Origin of the sequence: Streptomyces sp. NBC_00859 (assembly GCF_045161865.1) — a bacterium.
Classification (GTDB): domain Bacteria; phylum Actinomycetota; class Actinomycetes; order Streptomycetales; family Streptomycetaceae; genus Streptomyces.
The window spans coordinates 5,500,858-5,515,408 of record NZ_CP108826.1; the positions used below are offsets into that span (position 1 = coordinate 5,500,858).

17 protein-coding genes are annotated in these 14,551 nt (G+C 70.6%); 14 read left to right on the top strand and 3 right to left on the bottom strand.

Translation table 11 applies throughout. The annotated features are described in order from the left end of the window. Position 1 precedes the first annotated feature (1 nt). Together rfbD and OG584_RS24060 are read left to right on the top strand one after the other, a co-directional pair. Entirely contained in the window at positions 2-886 is an 885-nt protein-coding gene (gene rfbD, locus OG584_RS24055) for a dTDP-4-dehydrorhamnose reductase (protein ID WP_405780814.1), read from the top strand. Positions 887-1,066: 180 nt separating this feature from the next. Beyond that, positions 1,067-1,834, top strand: coding sequence for a class I SAM-dependent methyltransferase (locus OG584_RS24060; protein WP_405780816.1), 768 nt, complete (start codon positions 1,067-1,069; stop codon positions 1,832-1,834). Between the two features lie 73 nt (positions 1,835-1,907). Here the strand turns inward: OG584_RS24060 and rfbC are convergent, their stop codons facing one another. Beyond that, positions 1,908-2,501 carry a dTDP-4-dehydrorhamnose 3,5-epimerase gene (gene rfbC, locus OG584_RS24065; protein WP_405780817.1) on the bottom strand — a complete coding sequence of 198 codons (594 nt, stop codon included), beginning with the start codon at positions 2,499-2,501 and terminating at the stop codon, positions 1,908-1,910. Positions 2,502-2,905: 404 nt separating this feature from the next. On the opposite strand from rfbC, the gene OG584_RS24070 reads away from it, so the two are divergent. From OG584_RS24070 to OG584_RS24090, 5 genes are all read left to right on the top strand, one after another. Next, a complete protein-coding gene (locus OG584_RS24070; RefSeq protein ID WP_405784249.1) occupies positions 2,906-4,066 on the top strand; it encodes a glycosyltransferase family 2 protein in 1,161 nt (386 codons plus the stop codon). A gap of 15 nt (positions 4,067-4,081) precedes the next feature. Beyond that, positions 4,082-5,209: a glutamate 5-kinase gene (gene proB / locus OG584_RS24075; RefSeq protein ID WP_405780819.1), complete on the top strand. Its 1,128-nt coding sequence runs from the start codon at positions 4,082-4,084 to the stop codon at positions 5,207-5,209. 154 nt (positions 5,210-5,363) lie between these two features. After that, complete coding sequence (locus OG584_RS24080) at positions 5,364-5,849, top strand: hypothetical protein (protein ID WP_405780821.1); 486 nt, start codon at positions 5,364-5,366, stop codon at positions 5,847-5,849. 106 nt (positions 5,850-5,955) lie between these two features. Continuing rightward, the gene (locus OG584_RS24085; protein ID WP_405780822.1) at positions 5,956-7,239 is read left to right on the top strand and encodes a glutamate-5-semialdehyde dehydrogenase; all 1,284 of its coding nucleotides are present in this window, start codon (positions 5,956-5,958) and stop codon (positions 7,237-7,239) included. 65 nt (positions 7,240-7,304) lie between these two features. Beyond that, entirely contained in the window at positions 7,305-7,949 is a 645-nt protein-coding gene (locus OG584_RS24090) for a hypothetical protein (protein ID WP_405780823.1), read from the top strand. 123 nt (positions 7,950-8,072) lie between these two features. On the opposite strand, the gene OG584_RS24095 is transcribed toward OG584_RS24090, so the two are convergent. Further along, positions 8,073-8,345, bottom strand: coding sequence for a DUF6059 family protein (locus OG584_RS24095; RefSeq protein ID WP_405780825.1), 273 nt, complete (start codon positions 8,343-8,345; stop codon positions 8,073-8,075). Between OG584_RS24095 and OG584_RS24100 the strand changes: the two genes are divergently transcribed. Next, positions 8,338-9,165, top strand: coding sequence for a hypothetical protein (locus tag OG584_RS24100; RefSeq protein ID WP_405780827.1), 828 nt, complete (start codon positions 8,338-8,340; stop codon positions 9,163-9,165). The genes OG584_RS24095 and OG584_RS24100 overlap by 8 nt on opposite strands. On the opposite strand, the gene OG584_RS24105 is transcribed toward OG584_RS24100, so the two are convergent. Beyond that, positions 9,131-10,258, bottom strand: a complete 1,128-nt coding sequence (locus OG584_RS24105; RefSeq protein WP_405780829.1) for a M48 family metallopeptidase — start codon at positions 10,256-10,258, stop codon at positions 9,131-9,133. The two genes, OG584_RS24100 and OG584_RS24105, sit on opposite strands and share 35 nt — an antisense overlap. A 115-nt stretch (positions 10,259-10,373) precedes the next feature. Here OG584_RS24105 and OG584_RS24110 point away from each other — a divergent pair, with 115 nt between their 5' ends. The 6 genes from OG584_RS24110 to OG584_RS24135 all read left to right on the top strand — a co-directional run bounded on the left by OG584_RS24110 (position 10,374) and on the right by OG584_RS24135 (position 14,445). Next, positions 10,374-10,517 (top strand): hypothetical protein, encoded by a 144-nt coding sequence (locus tag OG584_RS24110; protein WP_405780831.1) that lies wholly within the window; start codon positions 10,374-10,376, stop codon positions 10,515-10,517. Between the two features lie 81 nt (positions 10,518-10,598). Next, entirely contained in the window at positions 10,599-10,760 is a 162-nt protein-coding gene (locus OG584_RS24115; protein WP_328317451.1) for a hypothetical protein, read from the top strand. A 46-nt stretch (positions 10,761-10,806) separates the two neighbouring features. Then, complete coding sequence (gene nadD, locus OG584_RS24120; RefSeq protein ID WP_405780832.1) at positions 10,807-11,403, top strand: nicotinate-nucleotide adenylyltransferase; 597 nt, start codon at positions 10,807-10,809, stop codon at positions 11,401-11,403. Positions 11,404-11,422: 19 nt separating this feature from the next. Continuing rightward, positions 11,423-13,117, top strand: coding sequence for a LytR C-terminal domain-containing protein (locus OG584_RS24125; RefSeq protein WP_405780834.1), 1,695 nt, complete (start codon positions 11,423-11,425; stop codon positions 13,115-13,117). Between the two features lie 225 nt (positions 13,118-13,342). Then, positions 13,343-13,795: a ribosome silencing factor gene (gene rsfS / locus OG584_RS24130; protein ID WP_405780835.1), complete on the top strand. Its 453-nt coding sequence runs from the start codon at positions 13,343-13,345 to the stop codon at positions 13,793-13,795. Next, positions 13,792-14,445: a histidine phosphatase family protein gene (locus tag OG584_RS24135; protein WP_405784251.1), complete on the top strand. Its 654-nt coding sequence runs from the start codon at positions 13,792-13,794 to the stop codon at positions 14,443-14,445. The genes rsfS and OG584_RS24135 overlap by 4 nt, the downstream gene beginning before the upstream one ends. Positions 14,446-14,551: the final 106 nt, after the last annotated feature.

Sequence of the window (14,551 nt, forward strand, 5' to 3'; positions counted from 1 at the left end):
CATGAGCGGCAGTTGGCTGGTCACCGGAGCGGGCGGCATGCTCGGCCAGGACCTCCTCGCGCGGCTGGCCGATGACGGCACCCCGGCGGCCGGCCCCGGCCGGGCGGACCTCGACATCACTGACCCGGCAGCGGTCCGGAAGGCGCTGGCGGCCCACCGCCCCGCCGTGGTCGTCAACTGCGCGGCCTGGACCGCGGTCGACGACGCCGAGTCCGAGGAGGACCAGGCGCTCGCCGTCAACGGCACGGGCCCCCGGGTACTGGCCGAGGCATGCCGGGAGACCGGCGCCGTGCTGCTCCAGATCTCCACGGACTACGTCTTCGCCGGCGACAGCACCGAGCCGTACGCGGAGGGCGCCCCGGTCGCCCCGCGCAGCGCGTACGGACGCACCAAGCTGGCCGGTGAGCAGGCTGTGCTGAGCACGCTGCCCGAGCACGGCTACGTGATCCGTACGGCCTGGCTGTACGGCGCGGGCGGTGCGAACTTCGTCCGCACGATGATCAAGCTGGAGGGCGTCAAGGACACTCTGGACGTGGTGGACGACCAGCGTGGCCAGCCCACCTGGACCGCCGACCTGGCGGACCTGCTGGTGCGCCTTGGCACGGCGGCCCTCGCGGGTACCGCGCCCGCCGGGATCTACCACGGCACCAGCGGCGGTGCGACGACCTGGTTCGGCCTCACCCGGGAGATCTTCCGGCTGCTGGGCGCCGACCCGGAGCGGGTGCGCCCGACGACCAGCGAGGCCTTCGTGCGGCCTGCGCCACGGCCCGCGTACAGCGTGCTGGGCCATGACCGGTGGACGGCGGCCGGTCTCGAACCGCTGCGCGACTGGCGGCGCGCGCTCGGCGACGCGTTTCCCGCGCTGCTCGCGGCGGAACGGCCCTGAACCGACCGGTATACGAATTCTGCAAATGTCCCGCGGACGCCGGTCCCGGCAAATAGACGTTTAAATCAACACTGACGCTTTCAATGCCCGGCGTCGATGGGGTAGCTTCGCCGGAGATCGGACCAGGCTCTATTCCGGCGAAGGGCGCTCCTCGTGCACCGTCATGAATTCCTGCGCGGCATGCATCGTGTTTACCGACCCCGCAACTATCTGGAGATCGGGGTCAATGACGGTCGTAGCCTCGCGCTCTCGCGGGTACCTTCCATCGCTGTCGACCCCGCATTCAAGGTCGTGACATCGATCAGCTGTGACGTGCATCTGGTCAAGCAGACGAGCGACGCGTTCTTCGCGAGGAAGGACCCGCTGCTGCACCTGCGCACCGGGCGCAACCCGTTCCGGGCGCTCGCCCGCCGGGACCCGCTGCGGGCACTGGGCGGCGACCCCAGGCTGGAGCTGGCGTTCATCGACGGCATGCACCTCTTCGAGTTCGCCCTGCGCGACTTCATGAACATCGAGAAGCACGCCCGCTGGAGCAGTGTGATCGTCCTTGACGACATGATGCCCCGCAACGTCGACGAGGCCGCCCGCGACCGTCACACCGGGGCGTGGACGGGCGATGTCTACAAGGTCGCCGAAGTGCTGCGGCGGTTCCGCCCCGACCTCCTGGTGGCCGAGGTGGACACCACGCCGACCGGGGTGGTCGCCGTCTTCGGCGCCGACCCGTCGAACACCGTCCTGACACAGAAGTACGACGCCATCATCGAGGAGTACGTCACCGAGGACCCGCAGGACGTCCCGGACGAGATCCTGACCCGCAAACGCGCGGTCGCCCCGGAGGCTCTGCTCGGCGCCGGCTTCTGGCCAGCTCTGATCCGCGCCCGCAACCTCAACCGCCCGCGCTCGGCCTTCACCGATCTGCGCCGGCAGATCGAGCGGGTGACCGGCTGACCCGTGGGTGTGAAGGCCGGCCGCCCGCGCCTGTCCGGGACGCGGCGGCCGGCGCTCTGTCCGTCCGCGGGGTTCAGCCGCGCAGCTCCTCGGCGTACGCGACGCAGTCCGCGTACGAGGGCAGCAGGCCCTGGGCCTCGGCCTCGGCCAGCGTCGGGGCCGCCGCGTCCTTGTCGGAGAGCAGCGGGGTGACGTCCGCCGGCCAGTCGATGGCCAGCTCGGGGTCGAGCGGGTGGATGCCGTGCTCGCGCTGCGGGGCGTAACCCGTGGAACAGAGGTAGATCACGGTGGCGTCGTCCGTCAGCGCCAGCAGGGCGTGGCCGAGTCCTTCGGAGAGATAGACCGAGTGGTGGTCCACATCGTCGAGCCGTACCGCCTCCCACTGCTTGTACGTGGGTGAGCCGACCCGGATGTCCACGACGACGTCGAGAATGGCGCCGCGCACGCATTTGACGTACTTGGCCTGACTCGGCGGCACATCGGCGAAGTGAATTCCGCGCAGTGTTCCCCTGCGGGACACCGAGCAGTTGGCCTGTGCCAGCTGCAGGCCGTGGCCCGCCGCCTCGGACAGGTCGGGTTCCCTGAACCACTCGTGAAAGCTGCCGCGGCTGTCGGGGAAGACCTTCGGCTCATGAACCCAGGCTCCCTCGATGGTGAGCTGCCGCATCCGATCACGTCCTTGTCTGCATTTCCGCTGCCGGACATCAAGAATCTGCGGTGAACTCCGCAGTGACCGGACGGGTGATTCCACGGGCCGGAAATTCGCCGCCCGCCCCTCGCCGAGCCCCCTCGGCACGCGTCGTGCCGCGCCCGGGAGCCGTCCGGCGGACGGTGATTCTATCCGCCGGGGAGCCCGTTCCACCGGATGCCCGGCCGTGTGCGGAGCGGAGGTTCCGGGGACCGCGGGCGTGGCGACGTCCAGCAAGGGGCGCGGTATCTCCGCCCTTTGGCCGGAGATGGCTGGATTCAGTACGGTCACGCAGGCAACCAAACGCCGGATTTTTCTGTCTTCCGGATGTGAACTGCACAAGTGAGCCCGATGTGACCGTGGTCATCGGGGCCTATGAAGCGATGCCGTACCTCGTGAAGTGCCTTGATTCCGTGGAGGCCCAGACCCTGGGCGCGGACCGGATCGAGATCGTCGCCGTGGACGACGGATCGACCGACGGCACGGGGGAGTACCTCGAAGAGTTCGCCGCCAGGTCGAAGATAAGCACGAGAGTCGTACGGCAGAAGAACTCCGGAGGCCCCAGCGGACCGCGCAACGTCGGTCTCGGCCTCGCGCGCGGCCGCTACGTGTTCTTCCTCGACGCGGACGACTACTTCGGTGAAGAGGCACTCGAACGCATGGTCGCGATGGGCGACCGCGCAGGTACCGATGTGGTGCTCGGAAAGGCCGTCGGCGTCAATCGCGGGGCCCCCAAATCCATGTGGAAGCAGACCGTCGAGCACGCGGACGTCTTCGATTCGCAGATCAAGTTCACTCTCAGCGCCCAGAAACTCTTCCGGCGCGAGCTCCTCGTTCGCCTGGGCGTCACCTTCGACGAGAACCTGAAGACCGGCGAGGACGCCCTCTTCACCCTGGAGACCTACCTGCGCGGCAGCGGGGTCTCCGTCGTCGCCGACTACACCTGCTATTACCTGGTGGGGCGCGACGACGGCAAACACGTGACGAAGAGCGGAAGTTACCTGCTCCGGTTCGACTCGGCGCGGGCCCTCATGAAGCTGATAGCCGAGTACGTCCCGGCGGGCGCGCAGCGCGACAAACTCATGGTGCGCCCTTTCGTGGTCACCCTGCTCCCGCAGTTCGGACCCGGCTTCCTCAAGCAGTCCGCCGAGGTCCAGCGGAAGCGGATGGAGCTCGCGGCGCCGCTGATGGCCGCGTACTGGAACCCCGGCGTGGCCGGGAGACTCAAGCCGGCCGAGAGGCTGCGGCTGCACTGCGTCGCGCTCGGCAGGACCGACCTCCTCACCGGCGCACTCACCCACCTCAAGAAGGGTGAGCAGCCCGAGCGGGTCGGCCGGGGGCTCAACGGCACGTACCACCTGGCCCTCCCGTACTTCAGGGACCGCTCGGCCGGTATCCCCGACCACATCTACGCCATGTCCTGCCCGCCGCTCTGGCGGCGGTTGCCGGCCGCCGGGCGCACCCGGCTGCGCAGACTGCGCAAGTGGGCCGGCGCCCACCCTGTCCAGCGCGTGGAATACCCGCGCGCGGGCAGACGCGGCTGACATAGATTCGGCCGTGTGACAGAGGCAAGACAGCTCGTAACGGAAGCCCGCAGGATCGTCGTGAAGGTCGGGTCCTCCTCCCTCACGACCGCGGCAGGCGGCCTGGACGCGGACCGGGTGGACGCCCTCGTCGATGTGCTGGCCAAGGTGAGGGGCGGTGGCGACAAGGAGATCCTGCTGGTCTCCAGCGGCGCCATCGCCGCCGGGCTCGCGCCGCTGGGGCTGGCCCGGCGCCCCAAGGACCTGGCCAGGCAGCAGGCAGCCGCCAGCGTCGGCCAGGGGCTGCTCGTCGCCCGCTACACCGCGTCCTTCGCGCGCTACGGCGTCCGGGTCGGCCAGGTGCTGCTGACATCCGACGACACCAGCCGCCGGGCCCACTACCGCAACGCCTACCGGACCCTGGACCAGCTCCTGGCCATGGGCGCCCTGCCGGTCGTCAACGAGAACGACACGGTGGCGACGGACGAGATCCGCTTCGGTGACAACGACCGGCTCGCCGCGCTCGTCGCCCACCTCGTCCGGGCCGACCTGCTCGTCCTGCTCTCGGACGTCGACGGCCTGTACGACGGTGACCCGGCGAAACCGGGCACCCGCCGGATCGCCGAGGTGGCAGGGCCCGACGACATCGCGCACGTCTCCATCGGCTCGGCGGGGAAGGCGGGTGTCGGGACCGGAGGCATGGTCACCAAGGTCGAGGCCGCCAGGATCGCCGCGGCGGCCTCCGTACCGGTCGTGCTGACCTCGGCCTCGCGCGTCGCCGACGCCCTCGCGGGCCGGGACACCGGCACGTACTTCCACCGCACGGGCCGCCGCTCGGCCGACCGGCTCCTCTGGCTCCAGCACGCGTCGACGCCCCGGGGCGCGCTCACCCTGGACGACGGTGCGGTGCGCGCCGTCGTCGAGCGGAACTCCTCGCTGCTCCCCGCCGGAATCGCCGCGGTCGAGGGCGAGTTCAGCGCCGGGGACCCGGTGGAACTGCGGGACACCGCGGGCCGCACCGTCGCCCGCGGTCTGGTGAACTTCGACGCCAAGGAGCTCCCCCAGCTCCTCGGCCGGTCCACCCGCGATCTGGCCCGCGAGCTCGGACCCGCCTACGAGCGGGAAGTCGTACACAGGGACGATCTCGTCGTCATGGCACCCTGAAACGGCTGAAACACCAGCCTTCCGGCAGAGACCTTCGGGAAAACCGTCACGCGCCGGGCGCGGGGCTGGTCAACTTTGTCCGGGAGCCTGCTCCCTTCCGCTGCCCGGCCCGTCACCGCGGGGCAGACTCAGCAACGCACACAGGAGGCCGCCGGTGAGACGAGCCCGTCCGGGGGCACCGCCCCGAGGAGCCGGGGAGCGGACCCTGACGAGCGTCGGCACGGGAGCCGGCTTCGAAGCCCGTCAGGACGAAGCGAGCGGCGAACAGCGGCCGCAGAAGCCCGGGGACGACGCACCCCTGTCGAAGCTGTGGCACATCACCCTGAGCGTGTCGGGCGGCGCCGCCCCGCTCAGGGAGGTCAGACGCGGCCTCGAACAGCTCGCACACGACCACCCGTTCCTGCTGACCAGCCGCTACGCCGACGACCACGCGGAGATCCGGTACTGGGAGGAGGCGCGGGACCTGCACGACGCCGCCGCTGTGGCCCTGCGTCTCTGGGGTGAGCACCGCTCGACATCGAAGCTGCCGCCGTGGGAGATCGTGGGCCTCGAAGTCATCGACCGCGAGACCTACCACCTGCGCATCGCCGAGGGGTACGGCCCGCCGCCCGCGGCGCCCGTAGGAGTCCACCCCTTCTGAGGGACCACCGTGCTGCGAAGCCCGCGCTCCTGCCCGGACAGGGCCGGCCGTCTCGGAGCGTGGGATAACGGGCGGACACCCGCAGACCGCGCATTAGTCTGCGGGCATGACCTCGCTCTCCCCGCTCTCCGACCAGTCCCCGGTCATCCAGGCCGCCTACCGGTCCCGCGCCGCCGCAGCCGGCCTCGCGCCGCTGCCGCGCGCCGCCAAGGACGACGCGCTGCTGGCCATCGCCGACGCACTCGAAGTGCGCACCGCCGAGATCGTCGAGGCCAACGCCGAGGATGTCGCGAAGGCGAGGGCCGCCGGAGCCGCCGAGACGGTCATCGACCGCCTGACCCTCACCCCCGGGCGCATCCGCGCGATCGCCGGGGACGTACGGGACGTAGCGGCCCTGCCCGACCCGGTCGGTGAGGTCGTACGCGGCTCCACGCTGCCGAACGGGATCGACCTGCGCCAGGTGCGGGTGCCGCTCGGCGTCGTCGGGATCATCTACGAGGCCAGGCCCAATGTGACGGTCGACGCCGCCGCGCTCTGCCTGAAGTCGGGCAACGCGGTGCTGTTGCGCGGCTCGGCCTCGGCGTACGCCTCCAACACCGCCCTGGTGCGGGTGCTGCGGGACGCGGTCTCGGGCGCGGGGCTGCCGGCCGACGTCATCCAGCTCGTGCCGGGGGAGTCCCGGGAGTCCGTGACGGAGCTGATGCGCGCCCGCGGGATGGTCGACGTGCTGATCCCGCGCGGGGGCGCCTCGCTGATCCGTACCGTCGTCGAGCAGTCCACCGTCCCGGTCATCGAGACCGGCACCGGGAACTGCCATGTGTACGTGGACGCGCAGGCCGACATCGACATGGCCGTCGCCATCCTCGTCAACTCCAAGGCCCAGCGCCCCTCCGTCTGCAACGCGGCCGAGACCCTCCTGGTCCACCGGGACATCGCCGACGCCTTCCTGCCGAGGGCTCTCGACGCACTCGGCGAGGCGGGGGTGACCGTGCACGGCGACGAGCGGGTGCTCGGATACGCCGCGTCGGCCAAGGCGACAGTCGTCGAGGCGACCGCGGAGGACTGGGAGACCGAGTACCTCTCGTACGACATCGCGGCCGCCGTCGTCGATTCGCTGGACGCGGCCGTCGCGCACATCAGGCTGTGGACGTCGGGGCACACCGAGGCGATCGTCACCACCTCGCAGGCCGCGGCCCGCCGTTTCACCCAGCTGGTCGATTCGACGACGGTCGCTGTGAACGCGTCCACCCGTTTCACGGACGGCAGCCAGTTCGGATTCGGCGCCGAGATCGGTATCTCCACGCAGAAGCTGCACGCCCGCGGCCCCATGGGGCTGCCCGAGCTGACCTCGACCAAGTACATCGTGACAGGAGACGGTCACACCCGGTGACGCCCCGATCGGGCGACTTCGCACTCTCCCTGCCCAAAACCACCCGCCGGGTCTACTCTGATGCTGTGCCGGACGACGTGGGGGGCAGGCCGTTCCAGGACGGCTGGGAGCCTGACGACGACCGCGGAGGAGCGGACGAGGAATTCGCCTCCGTGGTCTTCGGCGAGGACTTCGTCAGGGCCGCCACCATCCATGAACCGTCCGCCGTCGAGCGGCTGCTGGCCGCCGCCGAGGCGCGCGCGGAGGCCGAGGCCGCCAAGGCGCGTGCGGGCGGCCCCGGCGGCGAGGACGACCACTACGACGAGTACGACGAATTCCTCCGCCAGAGCGCCGGGGAGTACGGCCTGCTGCGCCGGCCGGGCGGCCCGGGGGACTACGGCGACGGGTCGGACGACGGCGGGGGCGGGCCCTACGGGCTCCACGGCGGCGCCCTGCGCCCCTACCGCGGCCGGGCGCGCTGGCACCGCCCGGTGGCCTGGCTGCTGGCTCTGGTGATGGGGATCGGCATGGTGGCGCTGGCATTCGCCGCGGTCTACCGGGGGGCTTCGGCCAGTCGGCAGGACCAGGTTCCCGCGCCCGTGACGACGGGGGTGGGCGCTGTGCCGGGCGGTACGGGCGTCACCCGGCCGTCCGCTTCGCGGTCGGTCCCCGCGGGCCGCTCGGTGAGCCATTCGGCTCCCCCCGCCCCGGTGCTTCCGCGCACGCCCTGAACCGCGGCACCCGCCCCTGTCGGCCCGCCGTGGCCACGGTTGCCGCGCCTTTCGCGTGCCGCCGGGGTACGGACCGCCCCGAAGTTGTCCTGGGCGGGAGCGTTTAGGCAGCCCCGCCGCGACCTACTCTGAAGGTATGGCGGGGCGCGACGAGCCACCCGAGGGGACACCCGACGGCCTGCCCAGCGGTGGCGAGGACGAATACCGGTCCGTCGTCTTCGACGAATCGTTCATCCGTGCTGCCCGGCTCCAGGAGTTCTCCGCGCAGGAGCGCATGGGCGACCACGCGCGGGCCGTCCGCAGCCGCTCCGGATGGCCGGGCCGGGGCCCCGGACGGCTCCTCGCCGCACTGGCCCTGCTGTTCCTGGCCTTCGGCACGGCGGTCTTCATGGGCATCCACCACCCCTACCAGGCACCACGCGTCACCCGGGCGGAGCCGCTGCGCACCGTGGTCGTCCCGCTCGCGCCACGCGGCGCCGTACCGGGTGGGACGCCGGCCGAGCTCTTCGCCCACAGCCCGGCCGCCGAATTCAGCAGCGGGGCCTCCGGGGTGAGTCTGCCCGGCGCCCGTGGGACCGCGCACTTCGCGTACAGCGAGGTGCTGGCCGGGCTGAAAATCGCCAGGCAGTACGTCCTGGCGTCCTCGCTGGACCCCGCCGTGCTGATGGGCGGCTCGGCGGGAAGGGTCAGGGACCTGATCGCCCCGGCCCAGTACGCGCAGTTCAACCGGAGCCTGGCCGCGCCGTCGGCCGACGGCCGCCACGCGGCGACGGGCTGGCTGGTGCGCTTCGACCCCGCACAGGTGGTGCAGGCCGGCACCGAGATCCGGGTGTCGGGTTCCATCCAGTACGCGGAAGCGGCGGACGGGACCCTGGAGGTCGTCGCGGACCACACCTTCGTCTATCCGCTCAGGCCGGCCGGGTCAGCGAAGGCGGCCGGTGCCTCGCTCTTCACCGTCCGCCGCGAGGTGCACTTCCGCTTCAGTGCCGAGGACCTGAGGCTGCGCCAGGCGCAGGTGGCGGTCAGCGATGTGCAGGCCGGGCCGCAGAACTGCACCGCCGACGCGGTGAACCGGCTGCGTCCGCTGCTCGCGGGGCAGCACGCGACGGACGGCGGTCCGGCGGGTACGGACCCATACACCACCGGACGCCCGGCCACCGCCCTGTGCGGGACCCTCGCCGCTAGTTCGCAGCCGGTCCTTCCCGGTCACCGCTAGGACCGTCGCCCTCGCCGCCGGCCCCGCCCTCGGACTTCCCGCTCTCGTCCTTGGCTGCGCCGCCTCCGGTGAACTTCCCGCGCAGCTTCCCGCCCAGGTCGCCCGCGCCGCCCGCTATGTCGCCCACCAGCTTCATCAGCGGGTCCTTGCTGGTGCGCACCGTGTCGGCGTAGTGCGACGCGGACTCACGGAAGGAGTCCGCGACCGACGTGTCCTTGTCCTCGTCGCGCCGGGGGTAGTGCCCGTCCATGATCCGCTGGAAGTCCCGGCTCGCCGCCCACTTCTTCAGCTCGGCTGCGCGCACCGTGGTGAACGGGTGGCTGCGCGGCAGCACGTTCATGATCTTGAGCACGGAGTCGCGCAGGTCGCCTGCCGCCTCGTACTCCTCGGCCTGCTCCAGGAACGCGTCCACGTTCATCTCGTGCAGGTGATTGCCGCCGGCGATCTTCATCAGGCCGCGCATCGAGGCCCGGAGGTCCTGGCCCACGAGCAGCCCCGCCCGGTCGGCCGAGAGCTCCGACTTGCGGAACCACTCGCGCAGCCCCGTCACCAGCGCCATGATCGCCACATTGCCCAGCGGGATCCAGGCCACCTTCAGCGCTATGCCGGTGAGGAAGAGCAGGATCGTGCGGTACACCGAGTGGCCGGAGAGCGCGTGCCCCACCTCGTGGCCGACGACCGCGCGCATCTCCTCCTCGTCCAGCAGCTCGACCAGGCCGGTGGTGACCACGATGACCGGCTCGTCCAGGCCGATGCACATCGCGTTGGGCTGAGGGTTCTGCGTGACGTACATGGCGGGGACCTTCTCCAGGTCCAGGATGTAGCAGGCGTCCCGCAGCATGACGTGGAGGTGCGCGAACTGGGCGTCGCTCACCCGCACCGAATCCGAGAGGAAGAGGAGCCGCAGACTGCGCTCGGGCAGCAGCCCGCTGAGGGCCTTGAGGACGGTGTCGAAACCGGTGAGCTTGCGCAGCGCCACCAGAGCGGACCGGTCGGCCGGATGCTCGTACGCCCGTGAGGAGATGCCCTCGAACCGCCTGCGCTGCCTGCTCGGCACGTGCTCGTGACTGTTCTCGTGACCGCTGTCTGTCATGAATGTCCCCCTGCCTTCTGTCTTCGAGCCCTGCTCGTCCCCCTGACGGGCCCCAGCGTATGCGGTGGGGCTACCGTGTGGCGGGGGACCGATACCGAGAAGGAGCGCACCCGTCATGCCGGACGCGACCACACTGCTCGCCGCTGCCACCGACCAGCAGGGGCCCGGCGACACCTTGCGGGTCCTGCTGGTCGTCCTGCTTGTCGGGGCTGTCCTGCTCGCCTGGTTTCTCCTGCGTGGATATCGCGACAACGACTGAGTCGGCGTGAGCGTGCCCGGGAGGCCCGCATACGATGTCCGCGAAGCCCCCGCTCCGACTCCCGGATAGGTCCTGCAGACCATGAGCCTTCACAGCACCACAGCCAGCCTCGCCACTCTCGCTTCCGAGAGCGGACACGGCGGCAACCACGAAAGCCTCAGCCCCTACGTCACCGGCGGCGGCGCGTTCCTCGCGCTCCTGCTGCTGCTGTGGATCACCACCCGTTTCAACCGCGACCGCTGACCCGCGGCGCTGACGGTCAGGTGGCGGGCCAGTAGGGTCTGCACGCATGGGAGAGCAGAAGAGGCGTCTCGGCGTGATGGGCGGGACATTCGACCCGATCCATCACGGACACCTGGTGGCCGCCAGTGAGGTGGCCTCCCAGTTCCACCTGGACGAGGTCGTGTTCGTACCGACCGGGCAGCCGTGGCAGAAGAGCCACAAGGTCGTCTCGCCGGCCGAGGACCGCTATCTGATGACGGTCATCGCGACCGCGTCCAACCCCCAGTTCTCGGTCAGCCGTATCGACATCGACCGCGGCGGGCCGACGTACACCATCGACACCCTTCGGGATCTGCGCGACATCAACACCGACGCGGATCTCTTCTTCATCACCGGTGCCGACGCGCTCGCCCAGATCCTCACCTGGCGGAACGCGGAAGAGCTTTTCGCACTCTCCCATTTCATCGGCGTGACCAGGCCGGGTCACGTCCTGACGGACGACGGCCTGCCGGAGGGCGGTGTCTCCCTGGTGGAGGTCCCCGCCCTGGCGATCTCGTCGACCGGCTGCCGCGCCCGGGTCGGGCAGGGGGATCCGGTCTGGTATCTGGTTCCGGACGGTGTGGTGCGCTACATCGACAAGCGCCAGCTGTACCGCGGCGAATGAACCGCGGAGAGGGGCACCGTTGAACGACCGACAGAATCCGTATGTTCAGTACGACCAGTACGGGCAGCCGATGCAGCTCGTCGGGTACGACGAATACGGGCAGCCGGTGTACCAGCAGGTGCAGCCGCGGCAGGAGCAACAGCAACAGCAGCAACAGCAGTACGACTCGTACGGGCAGCAGCACCAGCAGGCGCCGGGGTACGGATACGACCCGTACGCCCAGCAGCAGCCCCCGGACCCGTACCAGCCCCAGGGCTACGACTACGGCACCGGGCAGCAGCCCGCCGTGGACACCGCCCAGCAGTGGATCCCGCAGCAGAGCCAGCAGTCCCAGAGCCGGCCCCCGCAGCCTCAGTCCCCGCAGAGCCGGCCCCCGCAGCAGCCGGAGCCGGAGCAGCCCGCGGAGGACCAGCCGCAGCGGGCCGTTCCCGGCCAGCGGCGTGCCGCGCCGGGCGACGCCGATTACCGGACCGAGCAGTTCTCCTTCATCGAGGAGCCCGACGAGGACTCCGAAGACGTCATCGACTGGCTGAAGTTCACCGAGAGCCGCACCGAGCGGCGCGAGGAGGCCAGGCGCCGGGGGCGTCACCGCGTCGTCTCACTGGTCGTGGTGCTGGCACTCGTCGTCGCCGGCGGTGTCGGCTACCTCTGGTACGCGGGCAAGCTGCCCGGAGTCTCCGGTTCCGGCGACGGCAGCGACGTCGCATCCGGGGCGCAGCAGCGGAACGCGATCGTGGTCCATCTGCACAACACGAAGAGCGGCGGTACATCCACCGCGCTGCTCGTCGACAACGTCACCACCGGCAAGGGCACCACGCTCCTGCTGCCCAACTCCCTCTCGGTCTCGAACGACGACGGGACGGCGACCACACTCGGCAAATCCGTCGACGACGACGGCTCGGACGGCACCAGGGACGCGCTCGACAGCCTCCTCGGAGCCAAGATCGGCGGCACCTGGCGGCTCGACACCCCGTTCCTGGAGAACCTGGTCGAGCTGGTCGGCAACATCGACGTCGACACCGACACCGACGTACCGGACACCAAGAAGAGCGCCGAGCCGCTGGTGCACCGGGGCAAGGACCAGACACTCAGCGGACAGATGGCAGTCGCGTACTCCACCTACCGCGCACCCGGCGAGCCCGAGGCGAAGCAACTGGAGCGGTTCGGACAGGTCATGCAGGGCGTCCTGAAGAAGATCTCGGATGTGCCGCAGGCGGCCACTGTCACGGTGAAGAACCTGGCGCAGATCCTGGATCCGCCGCTGACCGACAAGGACCTGGGTACGTCCCTGGCCAAACTCGCCGCACATGCCAGGAAGGGCGACTACAGCACGGAGCTGCTTCCTGTGCGGAGCGACGGCACGCTCAGCCCGCAGGCGAGCAGCAGTGTGGTCAAGGATGTCCTCGGCGGTTCCGTGAAGGCACCCGCCCAGGGCGACGCCGTCACTGTCGGGATCACCAACGCCAGTGGCCGGAGCGCCGCGCCGGAGAGCGCCAGGATCGCCCTCGTCAACGGCGGCTACTCGGTCGTCGTCGGCGGGACCGCCGGCGCCGCCGCGTCTTCCCAGGTCACCTACAGTGACTCGGCGCAGAAGGCGAAGGCGGGCGAGGTCGCGAAGACCCTCGGTCTGCCGGCCGGATCGGTCCGTAAGGGCAAGGCCGCGTCGAACGCGGACGTCACTGTGGTGCTCGGCCGGGACTACAAGGTCACCTAGGCGTCCTTGCACGATGAGCGTCCGGTGAGGTCGCGTGGTCCGGCGCCTCGCGAGACGCGGTGCCGGACCACGCGACCCGGGCGGGCACAGTGCAAGACCCCTCGGGACCGACCGGTGAACGGGCCCGTGCCCGTGCCCGGCCGGCCGCCGTTCGCGGAAATTGCGGGACCGTCGGCGGTCCGTGAGACCCTGGGGTACTCCACGACCGCCGACGAAAGCCTGCCAGTGACCGCCACGGACCGTTCCATCGAGCTCATCAACGCCGCCGCTCAGGCGGCCGCCGACCGGCTCGCGCACGACATCACCGCGTACGACGTCAGCGATGTGCTGTCGATCACAGACGCCTTCCTGCTCGCTTCGGCGCCCAACGACCGCCAGGTCAAGTCGATCGTCGACGAGATCGAGGAGCGGCTGAACAAGGAGCTCGGCGCCAAGCCGGTGCGCCGGGAGGGCGACCGCGACGCCCGCTGGATCCTCCTGGACTACGTCGACATCGTCGTCCACGTCCAGCACAGCGAGGAGCGCGTCTACTACGCGCTGGAGCGGCTCTGGAAGGACTGCCCCGAGATCGCCCTCCCCGAGGACGCCGTCAAGACGCGCGGCAAGGGCGAGGAGCATGCCAGGCTCAACGGCGCGGGCGCCGGAGCCGACGACGACCTGGACGGTGAGCTGCACTGAACGGCACCAAGGGCGGCCGGGGCCGCCGAGTGGTTCTCTGGCGGCACGGCCAGACCGCCTGGAATCTGGAGCGCCGTTTCCAGGGCTCCACGGACATCGAGCTGACCGAGACGGGCGTCGGCCAGGCGCGCCGCGCCGCCCGGCTGCTCGCCTCGATGAAGCCCGACGCGATCGTGGCCTCCGACCTCAGCCGGGCCGCCACCACCGCCCGTGAGCTCGGTGCTGTGACCGGCCAGGAGATCACGTACGACGCCGCCCTGCGGGAGACCTACGCGGGTAGCTGGCAGGGACTCACGCACGACGAGATCCTGGCGAGCTTCGGCGAGCAGTACACGGCGTGGAAGCGCGGTGAACCCGTGCGGCGCGGTGGCGGCGAACTGGAGTCCGAGGTCGCCGACCGGGCCGCCCCTGTGGTGCTCAGCCACGCGGACGCGCTGCCCGACGACGGGACGCTCGTCGTCGTCAGCCATGGCGGCACCATCCGCACCACGATCGGACGGCTGCTCGGTCTGGAGTCGCGCCACTGGGAGAGCCTGGGCGGGCTCTCCAACTGCTGCTGGTCGGTGCTGGGCGAGGGTGCCCGCGGCTGGCGACTCCTTGAGCACAACGCCGGGACCCTCCCCGAGCCGGTCCTCGGCGACGACGACTGAGCGTTCTCCGGAGGACATCGGGGCGGATTTCACTTTCCGGCTGGTCGCAGGCTAAAGTTCTTCTTGTTCGCGCCGCAGGACGCAGAGAATGCAGCGAGCGAAGCGA

Coding starts and splice junctions, on each gene's coding strand:
- rfbD (WP_405780814.1), top strand. CDS start 2: ATGAGCGGCAGTTGGCTGGTCACCGGAGCGGGCGGCATGCTCGGCCAG.
- OG584_RS24060 (WP_405780816.1), top strand. CDS start 1,067: ATGCATCGTGTTTACCGACCCCGCAACTATCTGGAGATCGGGGTCAAT.
- rfbC (WP_405780817.1), bottom strand. CDS start 2,501: ATGCGGCAGCTCACCATCGAGGGAGCCTGGGTTCATGAGCCGAAGGTC.
- OG584_RS24070 (WP_405784249.1), top strand. CDS start 2,906: ATGCCGTACCTCGTGAAGTGCCTTGATTCCGTGGAGGCCCAGACCCTG.
- OG584_RS24085 (WP_405780822.1), top strand. CDS start 5,956: ATGACCTCGCTCTCCCCGCTCTCCGACCAGTCCCCGGTCATCCAGGCC.
- OG584_RS24100 (WP_405780827.1), top strand. CDS start 8,338: ATGGGCATCCACCACCCCTACCAGGCACCACGCGTCACCCGGGCGGAG.
- OG584_RS24095 (WP_405780825.1), bottom strand. CDS start 8,345: ATGCCCATGAAGACCGCCGTGCCGAAGGCCAGGAACAGCAGGGCCAGT.
- OG584_RS24105 (WP_405780829.1), bottom strand. CDS start 10,258: ATGACAGACAGCGGTCACGAGAACAGTCACGAGCACGTGCCGAGCAGG.
- OG584_RS24110 (WP_405780831.1), top strand. CDS start 10,374: ATGCCGGACGCGACCACACTGCTCGCCGCTGCCACCGACCAGCAGGGG.
- OG584_RS24115 (WP_328317451.1), top strand. CDS start 10,599: ATGAGCCTTCACAGCACCACAGCCAGCCTCGCCACTCTCGCTTCCGAG.
- nadD (WP_405780832.1), top strand. CDS start 10,807: ATGGGAGAGCAGAAGAGGCGTCTCGGCGTGATGGGCGGGACATTCGAC.